Annotated in this window: 18 protein-coding genes; 15 read left to right on the top strand and 3 right to left on the bottom strand. The window is 68.3% G+C overall.

Going from position 1 to position 17,821, the window contains the following annotated elements; genetic code table 11:
• Positions 1-85: 85 nt before the first annotated feature.
• The gene (locus VZC37_RS23175) at positions 86-805 is read right to left on the bottom strand and encodes a DUF8020 domain-containing protein (protein WP_330436241.1); all 720 of its coding nucleotides are present in this window, start codon (positions 803-805) and stop codon (positions 86-88) included.
• Positions 806-1,143: 338 nt separating this feature from the next.
• On the opposite strand from VZC37_RS23175, the gene hpt reads away from it, so the two are divergent.
• From hpt to VZC37_RS23105, 14 genes are all read left to right on the top strand, one after another.
• On the top strand, positions 1,144-1,707 hold the full coding sequence (gene hpt / locus VZC37_RS23170) for a hypoxanthine phosphoribosyltransferase (RefSeq protein ID WP_330436239.1): 564 nt from the start codon (positions 1,144-1,146) through the stop codon (positions 1,705-1,707).
• 194 nt (positions 1,708-1,901) lie between these two features.
• Positions 1,902-4,379 (top strand): ATP-dependent zinc metalloprotease FtsH, encoded by a 2,478-nt coding sequence (gene ftsH / locus VZC37_RS23165; RefSeq protein ID WP_330436238.1) that lies wholly within the window; start codon positions 1,902-1,904, stop codon positions 4,377-4,379.
• Positions 4,380-4,471: 92 nt separating this feature from the next.
• Complete coding sequence (folE, locus tag VZC37_RS23160) at positions 4,472-5,089, top strand: GTP cyclohydrolase I FolE (RefSeq protein ID WP_330436397.1); 618 nt, start codon at positions 4,472-4,474, stop codon at positions 5,087-5,089.
• A gap of 17 nt (positions 5,090-5,106) precedes the next feature.
• Positions 5,107-6,024 carry a dihydropteroate synthase gene (gene folP / locus VZC37_RS23155; protein WP_330436236.1) on the top strand — a complete coding sequence of 306 codons (918 nt, stop codon included), beginning with the start codon at positions 5,107-5,109 and terminating at the stop codon, positions 6,022-6,024.
• Positions 6,024-6,398: a dihydroneopterin aldolase gene (folB, locus tag VZC37_RS23150; protein WP_330436233.1), complete on the top strand. Its 375-nt coding sequence runs from the start codon at positions 6,024-6,026 to the stop codon at positions 6,396-6,398. Before folP ends, folB begins: the two co-directional genes overlap by 1 nt.
• Positions 6,395-6,922: a 2-amino-4-hydroxy-6-hydroxymethyldihydropteridine diphosphokinase gene (folK, locus tag VZC37_RS23145; RefSeq protein WP_330436231.1), complete on the top strand. Its 528-nt coding sequence runs from the start codon at positions 6,395-6,397 to the stop codon at positions 6,920-6,922. The genes folB and folK overlap by 4 nt, the downstream gene beginning before the upstream one ends.
• A complete protein-coding gene (locus tag VZC37_RS23140; RefSeq protein ID WP_330436228.1) occupies positions 6,919-7,452 on the top strand; it encodes a DUF3180 domain-containing protein in 534 nt (177 codons plus the stop codon). The genes folK and VZC37_RS23140 overlap by 4 nt, the downstream gene beginning before the upstream one ends.
• Positions 7,453-7,537: 85 nt before the next feature.
• Positions 7,538-8,650: a DUF6779 domain-containing protein gene (locus VZC37_RS23135; protein WP_330436226.1), complete on the top strand. Its 1,113-nt coding sequence runs from the start codon at positions 7,538-7,540 to the stop codon at positions 8,648-8,650.
• A 155-nt stretch (positions 8,651-8,805) separates the two neighbouring features.
• Positions 8,806-9,807, top strand: coding sequence for a Rossmann-like and DUF2520 domain-containing protein (locus VZC37_RS23130; protein ID WP_330436224.1), 1,002 nt, complete (start codon positions 8,806-8,808; stop codon positions 9,805-9,807).
• Positions 9,804-10,721 (top strand): pantoate--beta-alanine ligase, encoded by a 918-nt coding sequence (gene panC / locus VZC37_RS23125; protein ID WP_330436222.1) that lies wholly within the window; start codon positions 9,804-9,806, stop codon positions 10,719-10,721. Before VZC37_RS23130 ends, panC begins: the two co-directional genes overlap by 4 nt.
• A 27-nt stretch (positions 10,722-10,748) precedes the next feature.
• Positions 10,749-11,174: an aspartate 1-decarboxylase gene (panD, locus tag VZC37_RS23120; protein WP_330436221.1), complete on the top strand. Its 426-nt coding sequence runs from the start codon at positions 10,749-10,751 to the stop codon at positions 11,172-11,174.
• 15 nt (positions 11,175-11,189) lie between these two features.
• Complete coding sequence (locus tag VZC37_RS23115; protein ID WP_330436220.1) at positions 11,190-11,993, top strand: type III pantothenate kinase; 804 nt, start codon at positions 11,190-11,192, stop codon at positions 11,991-11,993.
• Between the two features lie 154 nt (positions 11,994-12,147).
• Positions 12,148-12,588 carry a rhodanese-like domain-containing protein gene (locus tag VZC37_RS23110; protein ID WP_330436218.1) on the top strand — a complete coding sequence of 147 codons (441 nt, stop codon included), beginning with the start codon at positions 12,148-12,150 and terminating at the stop codon, positions 12,586-12,588.
• Between the two features lie 59 nt (positions 12,589-12,647).
• Positions 12,648-14,102, top strand: a complete 1,455-nt coding sequence (locus VZC37_RS23105) for an aldehyde dehydrogenase family protein (protein WP_330436216.1) — start codon at positions 12,648-12,650, stop codon at positions 14,100-14,102.
• A gap of 9 nt (positions 14,103-14,111) precedes the next feature.
• Here VZC37_RS23105 and VZC37_RS23100 read toward each other — a convergent pair whose 3' ends face one another.
• On the bottom strand, positions 14,112-14,513 hold the full coding sequence (locus VZC37_RS23100) for a hypothetical protein (protein WP_330436214.1): 402 nt from the start codon (positions 14,511-14,513) through the stop codon (positions 14,112-14,114).
• A gap of 182 nt (positions 14,514-14,695) precedes the next feature.
• On the opposite strand from VZC37_RS23100, the gene lysS reads away from it, so the two are divergent.
• Positions 14,696-16,237, top strand: coding sequence for a lysine--tRNA ligase (lysS, locus tag VZC37_RS23095; protein ID WP_330436212.1), 1,542 nt, complete (start codon positions 14,696-14,698; stop codon positions 16,235-16,237).
• Between the two features lie 19 nt (positions 16,238-16,256).
• Here the strand turns inward: lysS and VZC37_RS23090 are convergent, their stop codons facing one another.
• Positions 16,257-17,816 carry a FadD3 family acyl-CoA ligase gene (locus tag VZC37_RS23090; RefSeq protein WP_330436211.1) on the bottom strand — a complete coding sequence of 520 codons (1,560 nt, stop codon included), beginning with the start codon at positions 17,814-17,816 and terminating at the stop codon, positions 16,257-16,259.
• Positions 17,817-17,821: the final 5 nt, after the last annotated feature.

The following is a 17,821-nucleotide window of genomic DNA, read 5'->3' as shown; positions in this document are numbered from 1 at the left end:
CGGAACCTGAAACTGCGGCCAGAAATCAGACACGATGACGGCCCGCCTCGTCGAAACGTTGAGGCGGACCGTCGGGGTGGATGGCTTAGTTCCTCGGTGGGACGAAGGGGGAGTTGATGGTCTCGAAGTACTGGACGGCTGCATATATCAATGAGCCACCGCCGCCAAGCGCCAGGCCGATGATCCCTCCGAGCGACCCGCCGAGCGGGATTCCTGGCAAGCACCCGATCCCCGCCGCGGGGAAGCCGATGGCGCAGCCGATCGCGCCACCGATCACCGCGCCGAGCACGGTCCCAACCAGCGACGAGATCGTGATACCCGCACTCAACTCCTGATTGAACCGCGCCAAGGCCTGATCATCCCGTTCCTGCTTCGTCCGCGGAGCGTCCACCTGCTGGGCGGCGACTCGGAACGGCTCCACCTCGGCCGGGTTGACCGGATTCGCCCGCGACAGGTCACGAGAAGGTATCAGCGTCGCGGAATTGCCCACGGTTTTGGCATCGATCGGAAACTGCTGATATTCCTTTCGATAGCTAAGCGGCATTTGGAATGCCGTCGCACCTGCGGAATTGCGAATCGCGAGCACTCCGTTCGCGGTGCTGATCGAACCGTTGTGAACGGTGATCGTGAATGACGACGGTGTCGTATGAATGTCGTACGTCGTGGGTGCCGATCGGGTCGGCACCGCCTGCGCGACCCCGGCGAATGCCGTAAAAGCCACAGTGACAAGAGAAATGATGGTCAGAAGTCGGAGCGGGGCGCGAAAGCCTCGATGGGAGACGCGGGCGCCGGTGGCTGCGTTCATCAAAGGGTCGTCTTTCCGGTCGACGGCTCCCGCGAGGAGCCTGGGCGAGTGTTCGGTGTTCAACAATCTCGTTCGCGGAACAAAAGACCAGGCCCCCAATAAATCAATTCGCCGCGAACGGATTCACTTTCACAAATTAATGTTCCGTGCTGGAGAAAAATGTGTCGCGTGTGAGTCATGTTGTCATTCGTGATCTGAGTGTGATCAGTGACACGCCGGTCCCACAATTCGCTGTCCTCCAAATGACGTACGCGCGTGAGGCCGCCTCCGGCGGCCTTCGAGCGGGCGAAGCGGCGGTTGGGAGCGAGCGGCGTCGCACGGCATGACAAGCTTGAGGTGTGCAGTCCGCAGATGGATATGGCGACGACATCGAAGCGATCCTCATCACCGAGGATCAGATCAAGCAACGAACACAGGAGTTGGCCGACGCGGTGGCCGCGCGTTATGCGGACATCGAGCAGGATCTGGTCCTGATCGGCGTCCTCAAGGGGGCGGTCATGTTCATGACCGACTTCGCGCGGGCGTTGCGCATCCCATCGCAGATGGAGTTCATGGCGGTGTCGAGCTACGGGTCCTCGACGTCGTCGTCGGGTGTGGTGCGCATTCTCAAGGACCTCGACCGCGACATCACCGGTCGCGACGTCCTCATCGTCGAGGACATCATCGACTCGGGCCTCACCCTGTCGTGGCTGATGAAGAATCTCGCGACCCGATCACCGCGATCGCTCGAGGTCTGCACCCTGCTGCGCAAGCCCGAAGCGGTCCGCTCGCCGGTCGACGTCGCCGAGGTCGGCTTCGACATCCCGAACGAATTCGTCGTGGGCTATGGCCTGGATTACTCGGAGCGCTACCGCGATCTGCCCTTCATCGGGCGGCTGCGGCCGTCGGTCTACCAGAACTGATTCTCACCAGGGGTGAGATGCCTCGCAGGCGGGTGCGGAACAGTTTTCCCTGGATGTTCGTTGACCGGTAGCCTCTAGAAATACGGACAGTCGCGCGGCGCGTCGCGCGGCCGGCCACGACGTCGACCGGGAAGGACAGTGGGAACGGCGCGGAGACAGGTCGTGAGGCCGGGTCCCGACCACCACCAACAGGCATGAACCGAAAGTCAGTCTTCCGCAACCTCGCCATCGTGGCGTTGATCGTGCTCGCCCTGTGGGGCTGGAGCGTGATGCGTGACTCGGGCCGCGAATACCAGTCCGTGGACACCTCGGTCGCATTGACGCAGCTCAACGTGAAGAACACCGAGCGCATCGACATCGATGACCGGGAACAGACGCTGCGGATCGAGCTGACGAACCCGATCCAGGTCGACGGCACCGACGTCACCAAGATCAGCACCCAGTACCCGGCGGCGGCCGGCGACCAGGTCTTCGACTCGGTCACCCAGACGGGCGCGCCGTATCAGACCCACGTCAACGAACAGTCCGCGCTGTGGCAGATCCTCATCTTCATCCTGCCGATGCTGCTGCTGTTCGGTCTGTTCTTCTTCGTGATGAACCGCATGCAGGGCGGCGGCCGCGGCGGCGTGATGGGCTTCGGCAAGTCGAAGGCCAAGCAGCTCACCAAGGACATGCCCAAGACCACCTTCGCCGACGTCGCCGGCGCCGACGAAGCGGTCGAAGAGCTCTACGAGATCAAGGACTTCCTCCAGAACCCGACGCGCTACCAGGCGCTCGGCGCCAAGATCCCCAAGGGTGTGCTGCTGTTCGGTCCGCCCGGCACCGGTAAGACCCTGCTCGCCCGGGCTGTCGCCGGCGAGGCCGGAGTGCCGTTCTTCACCATCTCCGGTTCGGACTTCGTCGAGATGTTCGTCGGTGTCGGCGCCTCCCGCGTCCGTGACCTGTTCGAGCAGGCCAAGACCAACAGCCCCTGCATCATCTTCGTCGACGAGATCGACGCCGTCGGCCGCCAGCGTGGCGCCGGCCTCGGCGGCGGGCACGACGAGCGCGAGCAGACCCTCAACCAGCTCCTCGTCGAGATGGACGGCTTCGGCGACCGCTCCGGCATCATCCTGATCGCCGCGACCAACCGCCCCGACATCCTCGACCCGGCCCTGCTGCGGCCCGGCCGCTTCGACCGGCAGATCCCCGTCGGCAACCCCGATATCGCCGGCCGCCGCGCCATCCTCAAGGTGCATGCCGCAGGCAAGCCCATTGACGCCGACGCCGACCTCGACGGCCTGGCCAAGCGCACCCCCGGCATGTCCGGCGCCGACCTGGCCAACGTCGTCAACGAAGCGGCGCTGCTCGCCGCGCGCGAACACAAGGACACCATCACCGCCGAGATGCTCGAAGAAGCGGTGGACCGCGTCATCGGTGGCCCGCGCCGCAAGAGTCGCATCATCAGCGAACACGAGAAGAAGGTCGTCGCCTACCACGAGGGCGGACACACCCTCGCCGCGTGGGCGATGCCCGACCTCGACCCGATCTACAAGGTCACCATCCTGGCCCGCGGCCGCACCGGCGGTCACGCCCTCGCGGTCCCGGAGCAGGACAAGGACCTGATGACGCGATCGGAGATGATCGCGCGTCTCGTCATGGCCATGGGTGGTCGGGCCGCGGAGGAACTCGTGTTCCACGAGCCGACCACCGGTGCATCGTCCGACATCGACCAGGCCACCAAGATCGCGCGGGCGATGGTCACCGAGTACGGCATGAGCGCGAAGCTCGGCGCCGTCCACTATGGCCAGGAACAGGGCGACCCGTTCCTGGGTCGTTCGATGGGCAACCAGGCGTCGTACTCGGCTGAGATCGCCAGCGAGATCGACGAGGAGGTGCGCCGGCTCATCGAGGCCGCGCACACCGAGGCATGGGCGATCCTGTCGGAGTACCGCGACACCCTCGACATTCTCGCCACCGAGCTGCTCGAGAAGGAGACGCTGACCCGCAAGGACCTCGAGGGGATCTTCTCCGACGTGCACAAGCGTCCGCGGATCACAACGTTCAACGAGTTCGGCGACCGCACCCCGAGTGACAAGCCACCGGTGAAGACACCGGGCGAACTGGCGATCGAGCGCGGGGAGCCGTGGCCGCCGGAGCCCGTGCAGCCCCAGCCCGTTCCGGAACCGGTCGGTGCCGGCGGCCCCGGCGGGCACCCGGGCAGCGGCCCCGGCTACCCGAGTCCGACTCCCGGACAGTCGTATCCGCCTGCCTACCCGCCGCAGTCGGCGCCCGGCTACGGGCCCTACGGCGGTCAGCCGTCCCGGCCGGACAGCTATCCCGGTCAGCCGACCCACGGCACCCGGCCGGACTACGGCGCCCCCCGCGACTGGTCGGCCCCCGGCTGGCCTCCGCAGGACGCTCCGCAGGGTCCCAACGGGTCGGGCGGTTACGGTTCCGGCAACAACGGCTCCGGCCAAGGCGATCCGCAGCAAGGTGGTCCCCGGCACGGTTCCGGCACCAACGGATCCGGCGATCACGGTCAATACGGCAACGGTGGCTACGGGAACGGCGGATACGGGAACGGCGGATACGGGAACGGCGCCAACGGTTACGGCCCCTATGGCGGCGGTGCCCACACCGGCGGACCGAATGACGCCGGCACGGCAGATCCCGGCACCGAGAACCGGTGACATCCGCCTCGGCCGACCAGCGTTCATAGAACGGACCAGATGACACGATGACGATCAGCGAACAGCGCCACACCGACCTGGGATCCAAGGGCATGGGTGCCGACGACGTGGACGAGTTCTCCCCGCGTACCCCGGCCGGGCGACACTTCGACCAGGCGCGCGCCGAAGCGGCGGTCCGCGAACTGCTGATCGCCGTCGGCGAGGATCCGGACCGGGAGGGACTGCAGCGCACCCCCACCCGGGTCGCCAACGCCTATCGCGAGATGTTCGCGGGTCTGTACACCGATCCGAGCGAAGTGCTCGCCACCGTCTTCGAGGAGAACCACGACGAGTTGGTGCTCGTCAAGGACATCCCGATGTACTCGACCTGCGAACACCACCTCGTCTCGTTCCACGGGGTCGCCCACGTCGGTTACATCCCGGGCGAGAGCGGGCAGGTGACGGGCCTGTCGAAGCTGGCGCGTGTGGTCGACCTGTACGCCAAGCGGCCGCAGGTGCAGGAGCGGCTGACCAGTCAGATCGCCGACGCAATCGTCGAGCGGCTCGATCCGCGCGGCGTCATCGTGGTCATCGAGGCCGAGCACCTGTGTATGGCGATGCGCGGCATCCGCAAGCCGGGCGCCACCACCACGACGTCGGCGGTGCGGGGTCTGTTCAAGACCAGTGCGGTCTCCCGCGGTGAAGCCCTCGACCTGATCTCGCGGACCTGAGCGACCACATCGACCTGATGCGCCTGGATGCCGATCGCACCCTCGTGATGGGGGTCATCAACGTCACCGCCGACTCCTTCTCCGACGGTGGCCGCTACCTCGACCTGGATGCGGCTATCGCGCACGGCCACGAACTGATCGCGCAGGGCGCGGATCTGATCGACATCGGCGGCGAATCGACCCGGCCCGGCGCGACCCGCGTCGACCCGGAGGTGGAGGCGGCCCGCGTGGCACCCGTCATCAAGGGGCTCGCCGGTGCGGGTGTGCCGATCTCGGTGGACACCATGCGTTCGGCGGTGGCCGAAGCGGCCATCGACGCCGGGGTCACCATCATCAACGATGTATCCGGGGGGCGCGCGGACGCCGACATGGCCCGCGTCGTCGCCGAATCGGGACTGCCGTGGATTCTGATGCACTGGCGTCCCATCGACCGGGTGAGCCAACGGGCCGGCGCCACCTTCACCCACGGCATCGACGACGCGGGCGGCTACCGCGACGTCGTCGCCGAGGTGAGCGGTGAACTCCTGGCGCAGGTCGACGCCGCGGTCGCCGCCGGCGTCGACCCCGACCGCATCATCCTGGACCCGGGCCTCGGTTTCGCCAAGACCGGCGACCACAACTGGGCGCTGCTGCACGCGCTGCCCACCCTGGTCGGGCTCGGATTCCCGGTCCTCATCGGTGCGTCGCGCAAGCGGTTTCTCGGCACGCTGCTCGCCGACGGTGGCGATCTCGGATCTGGCGAGCCCCGCCCGCCCGCCGGACGGGAGATCGCCACCGCCGCGATCTCGGCTCTGGCGGCAGCCGAGGGGGCGTGGGCGGTGCGGGTCCATGACGTGGCGAAGAGCCGCGACGCGATCGCGGTGGCCAGCGCCTGGCGCGCCGGTGGGCAGCGCGGAAAGCCGAACGTTCAACACACCGCAGGAGTCACGGACTGATGGCCGATCGGATCGAGTTGCGGGGACTGGTCGTCCGGGGCAACCACGGGGTATTCGAGCACGAGCGTCGCGACGGTCAGGACTTCATCCTCGACATCGTCCTGTGGATCGACCTCGCGCAGGCAGCCGCATCCGACGACCTCGCCGACACCGTGGACTACGGCGCGCTGGCCCAGCGTGCCCACGACATCGTCGCCGGACCGCCCCGCAATCTGATCGAGGCGGTGGGCGGCGAGGTCGCCGACGACATCATGGGCGACGAGCGCATCGCCGCCTGCGAGGTCACCGTGCACAAGCCGTCGGCGCCCATCCCGCTGCAATTCGCCGACGTCGCCGTGGTCACCCGCCGTTCGCGGAAGTCGATGGGCCGATGATCCGGTCGCGTGCGGTGCTGTCGGCCGGCTCCAACGTCGGCGACCGGCTCGCCCACCTGACCACGGTCGTCGAGCGGCTCGCCGACGACCTCGTCGCGACGTCGCCGGTCTACTCGACACCCCCATGGGGCGGCGTCGAACAGGACGACTTCTACAACATCACGCTCATCGTCGAGGGCGCGAAACGTCCCGACGACTGGCTCGAGATCTGCCACGAGCTCGAGCGGTCCGCCGACCGGACCCGCGAAATACGTTGGGGGCCCAGAACTCTCGACGTCGACGTGATCTCCGTCAGCTATGACGGCGAGGTGGTCCGCAGCGACGACCCGGACCTGCTCCTTCCGCATCCCCGCGCAGCCGAACGCGCCTTCGTGCTGGTGCCCTGGCTGGCGATCGATCCCGAGGCCGCCCTGTGGACCCCGGAGGGCGCGCGGCCCGTCGCCGACCTGGTCGAGCAACTCGATGCCGACGAACGCGCCGGCGTGCGACCGGTCGCCGATCTCCCGGGGGTGGGGCCACGGTGACCTCGCCGAAACGGCCGCCCGAGGAGAACCAGGACGAAGAGCCCGGTCTCGGCCCGACCCGGCTGCGTGACCTCGCGCTGATCGCCGGCGTCGTCGCGGTGGTGGCCTGGATCCTGGTCCGCTACAACTACGGCAGCCTGCCGCCGATGCCGCTGCTGGCCGGCCTCGTCCTCTACATCCTCGCGGCGTTGGAGGCGGTGATCGCATTCGTCGTCCGCGCCCGGGTGGCCTCCCGCGACGTCGGGCGGGCCCGCGGTCAGCTGCACCCGTTGACCGCGGCGCGGGTGTTCGCGTTGGCGAAGTCGTCGGCGATCCTCGGTGCGATCGCGGTCGGGGTGTGGGCCGGGCTGCTCGTCTACCTCGCCACCCGGCACGATCTCGCAGCGGCCCAACACGACCGGCCCGGCGCGATCGTCGGACTCATCGGCGGCGTCCTCCTCGTCGCCGCTGCGCTGTGGCTCGAATACTGTTGTCGCGCACCCGACGACCCCACCGACGAGGCCGTCGGAAGGCATCCGGGCCACGCCTGACCTCGCGTGAGTCGCGGTCCGGCGATTCGTGACTCTCCGCCGAGGTTGGGCAATATCGGCGCGATCAGGCGGTATGTTCACGGACATGACGACCTCGAACGGCCGTTCCACGGAGCCGCGGCGCTCCGGTAGATCGGTGGGACAGTGGCTGCTGGGTCTGCTCATCGTGCTGGCCATCGCCGCCAGCATCCTCATGGTGTTCACCGATCAGTTGTCGATCAGCGGGTCACTGGCTGTGATCGCGGCCCTGTGGGCGGCCGTGATCGGGGCGATCCTCGTCACCAAGTTCCGTCGCCAGGCCGAGAGCGCGGAGGCCAAGAGTCGTGATCTCCGGCTGGTGTACGAACTCCAGCTCGAACGGGAGATCGCCGCGCGACGCCAGTACGAGCTCGACGTGGAGACCACCGTCCGCAAAGAGGTGAGCGCCGAGGCGAACCAGGAACTCGCCGACCTCAAGGCGCAGGTGCTCGCGTTGCGCTCCAGCCTCGAGATGCTGCTCGGCGAGTCGCTGCCCGAGCACCGCGCGGCCCTGCCGAACGAGAAGCTGCGCGAGCTGGCGTCCGGCATCGGTCAGCCCGAGGGATACGGCCACGGATTCGGCGGCTACGGCACCGACGACAGTGTGCGGGCTGCACAGGACTTCGCGAGGACCGCGCCCGCGACGGACATCGGCGGCCGCGTCCCGCAGCGTGACATGGCAGATGTGGACCCGAACGAGATGACCGAGGTGATCCCGGTCATCACCGACGACGCACCCATCTCCGGCCGGATCGCCACCGAGGTCCCGGACGCCGGCGTCGACGACCACGTCGAGGACGCCGTCCTCGCCGACGACGAAGACGCCCTGCGCGACGTCGCCCCAGCAGGACCCGGAGCCGGCGCGGGACCGCAGGGTTACGTCGACGAGGCGCCGACCGACGAATGGCCGCCCACCCCCGAACCCGAACAGCCCGCCGAACCCGAGCCCGCTGTCGAACCCGAGCCCACCGAGGCCGCCAGTCCTGCTGACGAACCCACCGTCCCCGATCGCCACGAAGGCACTGGTGACGAGGTGAGCCCGGTGCTGCAGGGACGGCGTCGCCGCCGTGCCGATGACGGCGAGAGCGCACACTCGGCCGGGCTGCCCGTCTCCGAGCTGCTCAGCCAGTTGCGCGGATCCGGCGCACCCGGTGGCGGGCGCCGCCGACGCGAGGACTGAGACCCACCCCAAACCCATCGCGATGCCCGCCCTGCCGGGCGCGGTGAACCCTGTCACAGGTGTTGGCCCCGCGCCCGCCGGACGAACTACTCTTGCTCTGCAACGTCTGGTACCCGAGCTCAGCCGGGACTGGAACTGATCAGCGGAGGACAGTGGTGACCTCACCGAGCGATGAACTCGGCCCGTCGGGGCGGCCTGGCGCTGCCCCCTACCTGTCCGGCGTCTCCAACCTTCCCGCCCCGGCCCGCCTGACCGTCGGCATCATCTCCGCCGGCCGCGTCGGCACCGCCTTCGGCGCCGCCCTCGAACAGGCCGGCCATGTCGTCGGCGCCGTCCTGGCCCGCTCCGAGACATCCCGCCGCCGCGCCGCGGAACGCCTGCCCGAATCGGAGATCCTCGACCTCGCCGGTGTCGTCGCGCGCGCGGAACTGCTGATCCTCGCCGTCCCCGACGCCGCGCTCGCCGACGTCGTCGCCGACGTCGCGCGCAGCGGCGCCCTTCGACCGAACACCCTGGTCGCCCACACCGCGGGCGCGACCGGCGTGAGCGTGCTGGCACCGCTCGCCGAACTCGGGGCGCTGCCCCTCGCGATTCATCCGGCGATGACCTTCGTCGGCGCCGAGGAGGACACCACCCGGCTGCGGCAGGCGTGTTTCGGCGTGACCGCAGCCGATGAGGTCGGGTACGCGATCGCGCAGTCCCTGGTCCTCGAGATGGGTGGCGAGCCGGTGCGGATCGCCGAGGCCGACCGCGTCCTGTATCACGCGGCGCTCGCGCACGGCGCGAACCACCTCGTCACCCTCATCACCGACGCGGTCGCCGCCCTCAACGCCGCGATCGAAGGCCACGATGGCCAGGCGGCCAGGGCGACCGCGACCGTGGACGGCAGCGCCACCATGCTCGCCGAACGCATCCTCGGCCCGCTCGTCACCGCGTCCCTGCGCAACGTCCTGGAGTTGGGGCCGCGCGCGCTCACCGGTCCCGTCGCCCGCGGCGACGCGGCTGCCGTCGCCGATCACCTCGCCGCGCTGCGCACCCTGCCCGCCGACCGGGCCGGGGCGACCGGTATCGCCGAGGCCTACCGGGTGATGGCGCGCCGGACCGCAGGTCACACCGATGCGTCGGCCGATCTGCTCGCCGTACTGGAGGCCTCATGAGCGGCGGACTCGACGGCACGGCCTTCGTGCCCGGAGAACTCACCGTGCATCGCGACCCGACGGTGCTGCATCGGGTCAGCCAGGCACTGCGTCGCGCCGGCAAGAGAGTGGTCCTGGTACCGACCATGGGTGCGTTGCACGCCGGTCACCTGGAACTCGTGCGTGCCGCAAAGTCCAAGGGCGACGCGGTGGTCATCGTGTCGATCTTCGTCAATCCGCTGCAGTTCGGCGCCAACGAGGACCTCGACGCCTATCCGCGGACCTTCGACGCCGACTGCGAGCTGCTCCGGTCGGTGGGTGTGGAACTCGTGTTCGCCCCCACCGTCGCGCACATGTATCCGCACGGGCAGCGCACCCTGGTCCAGCCCGGGCCGGCCGGCGCCGTGCTCGACGGGCTCTCGCGGCCGACCCACTTCGCCGGAATGCTCACGGTGGTGCTCAAACTGCTGTCGATCGCGGCGCCGCACGCCGCCTACTTCGGCGAGAAGGACTACCAGCAGCTCGTGCTCATCAAGCAGATGGTGGACGACCTGAACATCGACGTCGACGTGATCGGCGTCCCGACGGTGCGCGAGTCGGACGGGCTCGCGATGTCCTCACGCAACCGCTACCTCGACGAAACCCAACGAGAACTCGCCACCACCCTGTCGGCGGCACTGGTCGCCGGCGCCCACGCAGCGGCCGGTGGCAGGGACGCGATCCTCGCTGCCGCCCAGTCCGTCCTCGACGCCCACCCCGACATCGAGGTGGACTACCTCGCACTGACCGGCCGACTGCTCGACGAAGCACCCGAACGAGGTGACGGGCGCCTGCTCGTCGCGGCCCGGATCGGCCCGGCCCGCCTCATCGACAACGTCGGCGTCGCCATCGGCACCGGCTTCGCCGGCCGCGACCCCGAACCAATCGACCACTGATCACCCCGACGAAAGGGAAAGCACACCATGTTCCGCACCATGATGAAGTCGAAGATCCACCGGGCCCGGGTCACCCAGGCCGACCTGCACTACGTCGGGTCGGTCACCATCGACCAGGATCTGCTCGACGCGTCCGATCTGCTCGAGGGCGAGCAGGTCACCATCGTCGACATCGACAACGGCGCCCGCCTCGAAACCTATGTCATCGCCGGTGAACGCGGCTCCGGCGTGATCGGGATCAACGGTGCCGCAGCACATCTCGTCCATCCCGACGATCTGGTGATCATCATCGCCTACGGCATCATGAACGAGCAGGAACTGCGCGACTACTCGCCGTCGGTCGTCTTCGTCGACGATCACAACCGCGTCCTCGAGGCCGGCACCGATCCGGCACGCGTCCCGGCCGGCTCCGGACTGCGCGACCCGCGCGAGCTCGTCGACACCCGCGCCTAGGAAACCTCACCCACGATGCTGCTCACCGTCGACGTCGGGAACACCAACATCCATCTCGGCGTCTTCGCCGGAGCGGGTGATCACGCGACCCTGGTGCGCGACTGGCGCATTCACACCGAACCCAATCTCACGTCCGACGAACTGGCTCTGCTCATCCGTGGTCTGCTCGGTCGCGACGTCGACCAGGTGACCGGTGTCGCCGCGCTGTCCACGGTGCCGTCGTTGCTGCGTGAATTGCGGGTGATGGTGCCGCGCTATTTCGGCGACGGCCATCACCACCTGCTGCTGGAACCCGGTGTGCGGACCGGGGTTCCGCTACTCGTCGACAACCCGAAGGAAGTCGGCACCGACCGTGTCGCCAACTGCGTTGCGGCTCACCACAATTACCCGAAGGGCCCATGTATCGTCGTGGCCTTCGGGACCGCGACAGTCGTCGATGCGATCTCCGCGAAAGGTGAATTCCTGGGCGGCGCCATCGCTCCCGGTGTCGATCTGGCGGTGGAGGCGCTGTCCGAGCACACCGTCACCGTTCGCAAGGTCGAGCTGATGCCGCCCCGCAGCGTCCTGGGCAAGAACACCGTCGAGGCCCTGCAGTCGGGCATCCTGTACGGCTTCGCCGGGCAGGTGGATGCCCTGGTCGACAGGGTCCGCGACACCGTCGACGGGTTCGACTCCGACGACGTGACCGTGGTCGCGACCGGCTACCTCGCCCCGCTGATGTTCGACGAGTGCGAAACCCTTACCACCCACCACCCGCACCTGACCCTCGACGGTCTCCGGCTGGTCCACGAGCGGTCCAAGCAGCAGCGTCGTCGCTGAGCCGTGCACCAGGGTCTGGTGGCAGACCAATATCTGTGGCACACTGTTCGCCGTGATCAAGAGCTGTCTGGAGTGTTGTCAGGGCTGAGTTCCGCATCTGCGGCCGCCCTTCTTCGACGACCCCCGCTCGCTTCGATCACTCCCAGGACATCTCATGACCGCCGTGCTCGGCACCCTCGCCACTGAATCCGTCACCCTCGATCCCACCGTTGCCCAGGCGACCGTCGCGCCGCTGTCGGCGCAGGCCGCCGACTACGCGATGCTCGTCGCCACCGGCACCACCCCGGTCGATGTCCGCAGCCAGCGCAAGCGCGACGCCGACGGCGTGCTCTCCGGCGCCCTGGCCATCGACGCAGCAGAGATCCTCACCCGCCTCACCCCTGGCACCGACGAGTCCCTGACCAGTGCAGACGCCGACGCGCGGTGGTTGCTCATCAGCGACGACGGCCACGAGGCCGAGTGGTTGGCGTGGCACCTGCAGGCACGCGGCATCACCGGCGCCGTCTTCGTTGTCGGCGGGTTCCGTGCACTGCGCCGCGCCCGGGTGGTCGGCACCATCAGCGAGCAGGAGCTCGCGGCGATCTCGGCGCACTGAGAGTCTTCTCCTACCCGGGCCGGCCCACCGGCCAACCCGAAGCTTCTATCGTCGGGTACATGACCACCACGACGACTCCATGGGACGGCAAGATCTTCGACGGCAGCTGGATCGACGGCGGCGCCGGGACCCTCGACGTCACCGCACCCGCCACCGGCCACAGCATCGCCACCGTCGGCGGCGCGAACATCGACGATCTGCGCGCCGCGGTCACCAAAGCGACAGCCGCGCAACGTGAGTGGGCTGCGCTCCCGTACACCGAGCGTGCCGCCGTGATGAGCCGCGCGTCGGCCCTGCTCGCCGCCGACCCCGACCGGCTGACCCGCTGGCTCGTCCCCGAATCCGGCTCCGGTCAGGGCAAAGCGGCATTCGAAGCCGGACTGGTCACCTCCGAGATGGCCGAGGCCGCCGGTCTCGCGTCGCAGCCGTTCGGACAGGTGCTGCGCAGCATGAAGCCCCGCATGTCCATCGGCCGGTACGTGCCGATCGGCATCGTCGGGGTGATCAGCCCGTTCAACTTCCCGGCCATCCTGTCGATGCGGTCGGTCGCGCCGGCACTGGCCGTCGGCAACGCGGTCATCCTCAAGCCCGACCCGCGCACCCCGATCTCCGGGGGCCTGGCACTCGCCGACCTGCTCGCCGAGGCGGGCCTCCCGGATGGCCTGCTGCACGTCCTGCCTGCCGGCGCCGACGTCGGAGCCGAGCTGGTCACCCACCCCGACATCGGCTGCATCTCCTTCACCGGCTCCACCCCGGCCGGACGCAAGATCGGTGCAGCAGCCGCCCCGCTGCTCAAGAAGGTGCACCTCGAACTCGGCGGCAACAACGCGCTGCTCGTCCTCCCGGACGCCGACCTCGACGCCGCGGCATCGGCGGGCGCCTGGGGTTCGTTCCTGCATCAGGGCCAGATCTGCATGACCGCCGGGCGGCACCTGTTGCCGTCCGACCTCGCCGCGTCCTACACCGGCAAACTCGCCGACAAGGCCGACGCCATACCGGTCGGTGACCCCACCGACCCCGCCAACGCGCTCGGCCCGATCATCGACCGCGGTCAGCTCGAGCGGGTCGACGACATCGTCCAGTCGACGGTGCGTGGCGGCGCGACACTCGCGGCCGGCGGCACCTACGACGAGCTGTTCTACCGGCCCACCGTCCTGGCCGACGTCTCGCCTGACGCACCCGCGTTCACACAGGAGATCTTCGGACCGGTCGCGCCGGTGGCCACCTACGACACCGTCGACGAGGCGATCGACATCATCAACTCGTCGGAGTTCGGGTTGTCGGTGTCGATCCTCACCGGCAACGCCCTGCGCGCCTACGAACTGGCCGACCGCATCCGGTCCGGCGCGATCCACATCAACGACCAGACCGTCGACGACGAGGCGGTTGCGCCGTTCGGTGGAACGAAGGCGTCCGGAACCGGCGGACATTTCGGGTCGTCGGTGAACCTGGACACTTTCTGTGACCTGCAGTGGGTGACGATGCAGGCGGACATCGAACGCTATCCGTTCTGACGCCCCCGGTCAGTTCCGGCCAGGTGCGGAGGCGCGGGGCGCGGTGTCCTGCCGCTCGATCGCATCGGCCACCTCGTCGATCGCAGCCCGGATCAGGTCGCCATACGGATCGTCGGCCAGGTGCGACGAGCGTGCCCGCGCGGCATCGATGTGGTCGTTTGCCGGAGCGAACGCGCCGAGCCGTCGGTAGTCGTCGGCGAGGTTCAGATGCAGCGACGGGTAGAAGCCGTCGATGTGCAGGTCGGCGTGGTGGTGCGCGAGGGTGCAGCGGTGCAGGGGGTCGCCGAGCACACCCATCTCCGTCCAGGGGGTGCGGAGTTGGGCGCGTGCGGCCGCCGCGTCACCGGACTGTCCGGTGGTCACGGCGGCGATGATGGCCGTCATGATGGGGTCCGGCGTGGGTGCGGTCATCGATGTCTCCCGTCGGTGTGGTCGGTAGGGTTGCGCAGTCGGTCAGAAGATCGCACCCGGCCATCCTCGCCTCTTGGTCTGACACAGCCACTTCGTCTGACACTGCCCCTTCGTCTGACACAGGGGCCGACCGCCGCCACCGGACTGGGGTCGGGGAGGTCGGTTCCGATAGGGTTTCCGGCGTGAGCAACACCCCGACCACGCAGAACGCGCCCGCCGACGCCGACGACAACGCCCCGGAGCAGCTCCGGATCCGTCGCGAGAAGCGCGAGGCGATCCTGAGTGAGGGGCGCGAGGCCTACCCGGTCTCCATCGCTCGGACCCACAGCCTCTCGGAGATTCGCACCACGTTCCCCGATCTCGAGGCCGGCACCGAGACGGGCGAGATCGTCGGCATCGCGGGCCGGATCATCTTCCTGCGGAACAAGGGCAAGTTGTGTTTCGCGACACTGCAGGAGGGCGACGGCACCCAGCTGCAGGCGATGATCAGCTTCAACGGGGTGGGCGAGGACGCGCTCGCCCGATGGAAGGCCGAGGTCGACCTCGGTGACATCGTCTTTGTCCACGGTCAGGTCATCAGCTCCCGCACCGGCGAACTGTCGGTGATGGCCGACACGTGGGAGATGGCGTCGAAGGCGTTGCGTCCCTTGCCGATCGCGCACAAGGAGATGAACGAGGAGACCCGGGTTCGGCAGCGCTACGTCGATCTCATCATGCGTCCAGAGGCCCGTGAGACCGCCCGGACCCGCATCGCGGTCATCTCGGAGCTGCGAAATGCGTTGGCGCGACGAGACTTTCTCGAAGTCGAGACGCCCATGTTGCAGACGCTGCACGGTGGTGCGGCGGCGCGGCCGTTCGTGACCCATTCCAACGCCTTCGACATCGACCTCTACCTCCGGATCGCGCCGGAACTGTTCCTCAAGCGCTGCATCGTCGGCGGCATCGAGCGGGTCTTCGAGATCAACCGCAACTTCCGCAACGAGGGTGCGGACTCCACGCACTCACCCGAGTTCGCGATGCTCGAGACCTACCAGGCCTACGGCACCTACGACGACGCCGCGGTGATGACACGTGAACTCGTGCAAGAGGTTTCGCAGGGTGCACTGGGCACACTGACGCCGGTGATGGCCGACGGCACCGAGTACGACCTGTCCGGTGAGTGGACGTCGCTCCAGATGTACCCGTCGCTGTCGGAGGCGCTGGGGGAGGAGATCGTCCCGGACAGCGGCGATGCCGGGACGAGCGTCGACGAACTGCTGTCGATCGCCGCTCGGGTGGGCCTGGAGATCCCGAAGGACAAGGGTTACGGCCACGGAAAGATCGTCGAAGAGCTGTGGGAGCACATGGTCGGGGAGAAGCTCGACCAGCCGGTGTTCATCCGTGACTTCCCGGTCGAGACATCACCGTTGGTTCGTGCCCACCGCTCGGTGCCCGGCGTCGTGGAGAAGTGGGACCTCTACGTGCGCGGTTTCGAGCTGGCCACCGGCTACTCCGAACTCGTCGACCCGGTGATCCAGCGGGAGCGATTCGTCGACCAGGCGAGGCTGGCCGCGGCAGGAGACGACGAGGCGATGCGCCTCGACGAGGAGTTCCTCACCGCGATGGAATACGGCATGCCGCCCACCGCGGGAACCGGCATGGGTATCGACCGCCTGCTCATGGCGCTCACGGGTCTCGGCATCCGGGAGACCATTCTGTTCCCGCTGGTCAAGCCGCGTAACTGAGCGCGAGTTCGCCGGTGGTTCAGGCGAGTTCGCGTTTCAGTATCTTGCCGGCGGCGTTGCGCGGGAAGGCGTCGAGGAACACCACCGAGCGGGGGACCTTGAAGTTCGCGAGGTGTTGCTTGGCGTAGGCGATCACGGCGGCCTCGTCGAGCTCGCTGCCGTCGCGGACCGTCAGATACGCCCGCCCGACCTCGCCCAGACGCTCATCGGACATGCCGACCACGGCCGACTCGGTGACACCGTCGAGCCGGGCCAGGGCCTGTTCGATCTCGGCCGGATAGACGTTGAATCCGCCGCAGATGTACATGTCCTTGAGTCGATCGGTGATCTTCAGGTTGCCGCGCTCGTCGATGGTGCCGATGTCGCCGGTGTGCAGCCACCCGTCCTCGTCGATGGTCTCCTTGGTCGCGGCCGGGTCGTCGAGGTAACCGCGCATCACCATCGTGCCGCGGGCCAGCACCTCGCCCTCCTCGGACAGCCTGATCTCCATGCCGTCGAACGCACGACCACAGGTGTTGGCGACCGTCTCGTCGTCGTCGTCCGGGGTGCAGGTGGAGACGAACCCGCTGGCCTCGGTCAACCCGTAGGCGGTGATCACCGTGTCCACCCCGAGTTCGTGCTGCAGGCGTTCGACGAGGACGACCGGCACGATCGCCGCGCCGGTCACCACCAGTCGCAGCGACGACAGATCGTGGTCGCTGCGGGCCGGGTCGTCGAGGATGGTCTGGAAGATCGTGGGCGCGCCCGGAAACACGGTGGCACGCTGCTTCTCGGCGAGCTTCATCGCCTCGGTCGGCGAGTAGACCGCGAGCGGGATCATCGTGACCCCGAACAGCACACAAGGCAGGATGCCCGCCTTGTAGCCGAACGTGTGGAAATACGGGTTCACCATCAGGTACCGGTCCTCGTCGGACAACTGTCCGTTGGCGCCCCACGCGCGCGAGCCGGCGACCGTCTGCTGGTGCTCGGCCAGGACGCCCTTCGACTTGCCGGTGGTCCCGGAGGTGAACAGGATGTCCGAGATGTCATCGGGAGCCACCGCATCCGCACGGCTTTCGGCTTCACGGCGCGACTCGTCGGTGGCGCGGTCGAGGAAGTCCGCCCAGGACACCGCCCCGTCGGGCACAACCGACGATCCGTTGAGCGTCACCCCGACGACGACGTCGGGCATGGTGGCGCGGTGATCGCTCATCAGCTCGGCGAGATGATCGCTGCCGAGGAACTCGCCGGACACGATCGCCGCCTTGGCGTCCGAACGTTCGATGATCTCGATCGCCTCACCCGCGGTGTAGCGGGTGTTGAGCGGCACCAGCGTCGCTCCGGCATGGTGGACACCGAGCGCCGCGATCGGCCAGTGGTAGCTGTTCGGGGACCAGACGGCCACGCGGTCGCCCGGCGCAACACCGGAGGCGACGAGTGCGCCGGCGAAGGTGACCACGGCCGCGGAGAACTCCGACCACGTGAGCGCGACGTGAGGGCTGTCCGTGGACGACCATTGGTCGTCGACGATGGCGATCTTCTCCGGCCAGGTCCGCACCGCCCGACGCAGGGCAGCCGGAGTCGTCAGGATCGGCTCCATACGCC

Origin of the sequence: Gordonia sesuvii, assembly GCF_036350415.1 — a bacterium.
GTDB lineage: Bacteria > Actinomycetota > Actinomycetes > Mycobacteriales > Mycobacteriaceae > Gordonia > Gordonia sesuvii.
This window is presented reverse-complemented; position numbering and strand designations above follow the sequence as displayed.

Bases quoted from the DNA above. Each gene is read 5' to 3' on its own strand.
- VZC37_RS23175 (WP_330436241.1), bottom strand. From the start codon at position 805: ATGAACGCAGCCACCGGCGCCCGCGTCTCCCATCGAGGCTTTCGCGCC.
- ftsH (WP_330436238.1), top strand. From the start codon at position 1,902: ATGAACCGAAAGTCAGTCTTCCGCAACCTCGCCATCGTGGCGTTGATC.
- folE (WP_330436397.1), top strand. From the start codon at position 4,472: ATGGGTGCCGACGACGTGGACGAGTTCTCCCCGCGTACCCCGGCCGGG.
- folP (WP_330436236.1), top strand. From the start codon at position 5,107: ATGCGCCTGGATGCCGATCGCACCCTCGTGATGGGGGTCATCAACGTC.
- folB (WP_330436233.1), top strand. From the start codon at position 6,024: ATGGCCGATCGGATCGAGTTGCGGGGACTGGTCGTCCGGGGCAACCAC.
- folK (WP_330436231.1), top strand. From the start codon at position 6,395: ATGATCCGGTCGCGTGCGGTGCTGTCGGCCGGCTCCAACGTCGGCGAC.
- VZC37_RS23135 (WP_330436226.1), top strand. From the start codon at position 7,538: ATGACGACCTCGAACGGCCGTTCCACGGAGCCGCGGCGCTCCGGTAGA.
- panC (WP_330436222.1), top strand. From the start codon at position 9,804: ATGAGCGGCGGACTCGACGGCACGGCCTTCGTGCCCGGAGAACTCACC.
- panD (WP_330436221.1), top strand. From the start codon at position 10,749: ATGTTCCGCACCATGATGAAGTCGAAGATCCACCGGGCCCGGGTCACC.
- VZC37_RS23115 (WP_330436220.1), top strand. From the start codon at position 11,190: ATGCTGCTCACCGTCGACGTCGGGAACACCAACATCCATCTCGGCGTC.
- VZC37_RS23110 (WP_330436218.1), top strand. From the start codon at position 12,148: ATGACCGCCGTGCTCGGCACCCTCGCCACTGAATCCGTCACCCTCGAT.
- VZC37_RS23105 (WP_330436216.1), top strand. From the start codon at position 12,648: ATGACCACCACGACGACTCCATGGGACGGCAAGATCTTCGACGGCAGC.
- VZC37_RS23100 (WP_330436214.1), bottom strand. From the start codon at position 14,513: ATGACCGCACCCACGCCGGACCCCATCATGACGGCCATCATCGCCGCC.
- VZC37_RS23090 (WP_330436211.1), bottom strand. From the start codon at position 17,816: ATGGAGCCGATCCTGACGACTCCGGCTGCCCTGCGTCGGGCGGTGCGG.